A 2,840-nucleotide genomic window follows, 5' to 3' on the forward strand; every position below is an offset into this window, starting at 1 on the left:
GCAGATAGCCCGGAACCATCACCAGGATTTTTCGTGCCTGATTTTCCTCTTTGCCATTCTGCAAGAGAAGTATTTTCGCACAGGTTTTTCGATGCCGGACAGGTTGGGGATTTGATTTGGGGATATAGCCGCGCAATCACAACTTTTACGAGATTTTCTTTTGATGGCCAGACGTAGGTGGGCGTTCTCCGCGTGGAAGTTCCGGGGTTTTGTTTTTTTGGTAAAAGGGAGCGGCTTAGGTAGGTGCGAGGGCCGACCAGGCTTTGCAGAAAGCGTCTTTGTAAGGATAGGCATCGGGCATGGAGATTTTGATACGGCGGAGCGATGTCATGATCCTGGCGCCGACCTTGAGCAGTTTGAGACGGATGGTATTGGGAGCGGCTTTTGCAAGGACGGTTTTGGCGAGACCTTTTTCTCTGAGATGTGTCATCAGGACATAGGCAAATCCGGCGAGCAGCAGGCGCAGTTGGTTGGCGCGGTAGCAATGGGCGCTGGCGCGGTTGCCGAACAGGTCCAACTGGCAGTCCTTGATGCGATTTTCCATATCGCCCCTGGGGCAGTAGATATTTTGATAAAGCGCGCGGGGCAGGGCGTCTTTGCCGTCGAATTGACGCATCTCCGGGATGGCCCAATCATTGTCCCAATCAAGTGACGTGACCAGAAAGCGCACGCGTTGCTCCTGTACCGGGTTATGGAGGACTTTGCAGATCACCTGACGGGGTTTGGCCCAGGTTTTAGACCGGGGCCGGTGCGAGAAATGGCCGAACATCTCGACCGGCGCGTTGCTGTCCACCATTTCGACGGCGGCGCGGCTTCTGATTTTGCGCGCCTTGTGCAATAGATAGCCGTTGCGCGCCAGGCCGAAGATGTAATCGACGCGATTTCGTTCGCACCAGCGGACCAGGTTCTCGCGGACGAAGCCGCTGTCGCCGCGCAGCAGGATTTTGACGTCGGGCCATCGGCTGCGGATACGGGCGACGATGCGCTTGATAACATTGCGCGCGCCTTGGGCAGAGTCGATATTGCCGGGACGCAACTGGGCGAGCAGCAGGTGCGGGCCGCAGGTGACATAGAGCGGCAGAAAGCAGCGATGCTCGTAATATCCGTGGAAGAAACCGCCTTCCTGATGGCCGTGGGTTTCGATGTCGGTGGCATCGATATCGAGGGTGATGCGCTCGGGCGGGCTGTCGTGGCTGTCGAGGTAAAGATCGACCAGCAGATTCTGCAATTTATTAAGCTTTGGAACGAAGGGGTTGTAGCGGGGATCGGCGGCCTCGCGGCTGTGCTCGAGCCGCCCAAGCGTCGCCGACGCCGCCAAGGCCGGGTTGTCGGGATTGCCGAGCAGGCGCAGGGCCGGATCATGGCGCAGGGCGTCGTGATCGTTGAGGTCTTCGTACCCCAAAGCCATGGCCGACACTCTTTGGTTCAGGAGATCGGTCAAAGAATGGCGAACGCGGGCACCATCGCGGTGATCCTCGAAACAGCTCGCCATGCGCGCAAACAAATTCAACCTCTGAGCGGCTTCGCGTAATAGCAAAACCCCGGCGTCCGAGGTGATTTCCCCGCCATCGAAAGCGGCGATGATTTTGCGGGGGCCGAAATCGGAGAACTGCATGGGGGTTTCTCGTTATCTATTTGAAAATAATATGTATTATATAAGGAAAGGGCGCGTTCTCTTAAGAAAAAACAAGGCGGATTTCAAGGTTTTCTGCTACGGTGTCGACCTGATTGCCAAATGCTGGAGAACCTCTGTGCCCGTAAGCAAAAACCGCGGCAAAAGCGGCAAGAAAGCCGCTACCGTCAACAGCCTTAAACCCCGTGATCCCATGCTGGACGCAATCAGCAACCCGGCCTTGGCGCGGGAGGCATCGATGGCAGGGATGGCGGCCATGCAAAAACTGATGGGGAACTTGCAGCGGGGTCTTGCGATCAATGATCCCTGGGATGATGACGATGACGATGGGTCTGCCGATCCGCTCTTTGCGGCTCAGGAGCTGATGTCTGAGGCCAGGGAGGCCGGAACCAGGCGCGAGCGGGTCGCCTTGGCGCGGCAGGCGCTGGAGAAGTCGGAACTTTGCGCCGACGCCTGGGTTTTGCTGGCCGGGGAAACGGCGGGAACGGCGATCGAGATGCGCGAGCTTCTGGAAAAGGCCGTGGCGGCCGGAGAGGCGACGATCCGCCAAACCCTTGGGGAAGACGCCTTCGAAGAGGACGAAGGCGACTTTTGGGGGATACTGGAAACCCGCCCCTATATGCGGGCGCGCGCCGCCCTGGCTGATTGTTTGTGGGAATTTGGCGAACGGGAAGAGGCCGTCGCCCATTGGCGGGATATGCTGCGGCTGTGCCCGGACGACAACCTGGGCATCCGCCACATTCTCGCCCCTAAGCTTCTTGAGCTCAACCAACTGGGTGCCGCCCGCGATTTGCTGGAGGAATATGAGGAGCCGGACTTCGCCAAGTGGGGCTATAGTTATGCTTTGTTGCAGTTCAAACAAGGTGGCGCCACCTCAGGCGCGGCCAAGGCCCTGAAAGCGGCAATCAAAAACAACCCACGCGTGCCTGCTTACCTGCTCAGTGCCAAACATTTGCCTAAATCCATGCCGTCCCATTATGGCCTGGGATCGAAGGAAGAAGCCGTTCTTTACGCCGTCAACGCCGCCGAAGCCTGGAAAATAACCAAGGGTGCCCTCGTTTGGCTCGACGATATGGTGAAAAACACTGTGTAAATTCTGAGTTCCGATGAAATTCACGTAACACACTAATATCAAACGCAATTTCTACTTTACCCTAAATCCTGGTGATGGTTCCGGGATCATCGTCCGTCAGGCCGATGCGTTTAT

2 protein-coding genes are annotated in these 2,840 nt (G+C 57.1%); one reads left to right on the top strand and one right to left on the bottom strand.

Translation table 11 applies throughout. From position 1 onward, the window contains the following. Positions 1 to 235: 235 nt before the first annotated feature. Positions 236 to 1,615 carry an IS1380 family transposase gene (locus TMES_RS21770; protein ID WP_085586565.1) on the bottom strand — a complete coding sequence of 460 codons (1,380 nt, stop codon included), beginning with the start codon at positions 1,613 to 1,615 and terminating at the stop codon, positions 236 to 238. Between TMES_RS21770 and TMES_RS21775 the strand changes: the two genes are divergently transcribed. Next, positions 1,614 to 2,726: a hypothetical protein gene (locus TMES_RS21775; RefSeq protein WP_158091295.1), complete on the top strand. Its 1,113-nt coding sequence runs from the start codon at positions 1,614 to 1,616 to the stop codon at positions 2,724 to 2,726. The genes TMES_RS21770 and TMES_RS21775 overlap by 2 nt on opposite strands. Positions 2,727 to 2,840 lie beyond the last annotated feature (114 nt).

It is taken from the genome of Thalassospira mesophila (assembly GCF_002115755.1).
In the GTDB taxonomy this organism is placed as follows: Bacteria; Pseudomonadota; Alphaproteobacteria; order Rhodospirillales; family Thalassospiraceae; genus Thalassospira; species Thalassospira mesophila.

Coding starts and splice junctions, on each gene's coding strand:
- TMES_RS21775 (WP_158091295.1), top strand. CDS start 1,614: ATGGGGGTTTCTCGTTATCTATTTGAAAATAATATGTATTATATAAGG.
- TMES_RS21770 (WP_085586565.1), bottom strand. CDS start 1,615: ATGCAGTTCTCCGATTTCGGCCCCCGCAAAATCATCGCCGCTTTCGAT.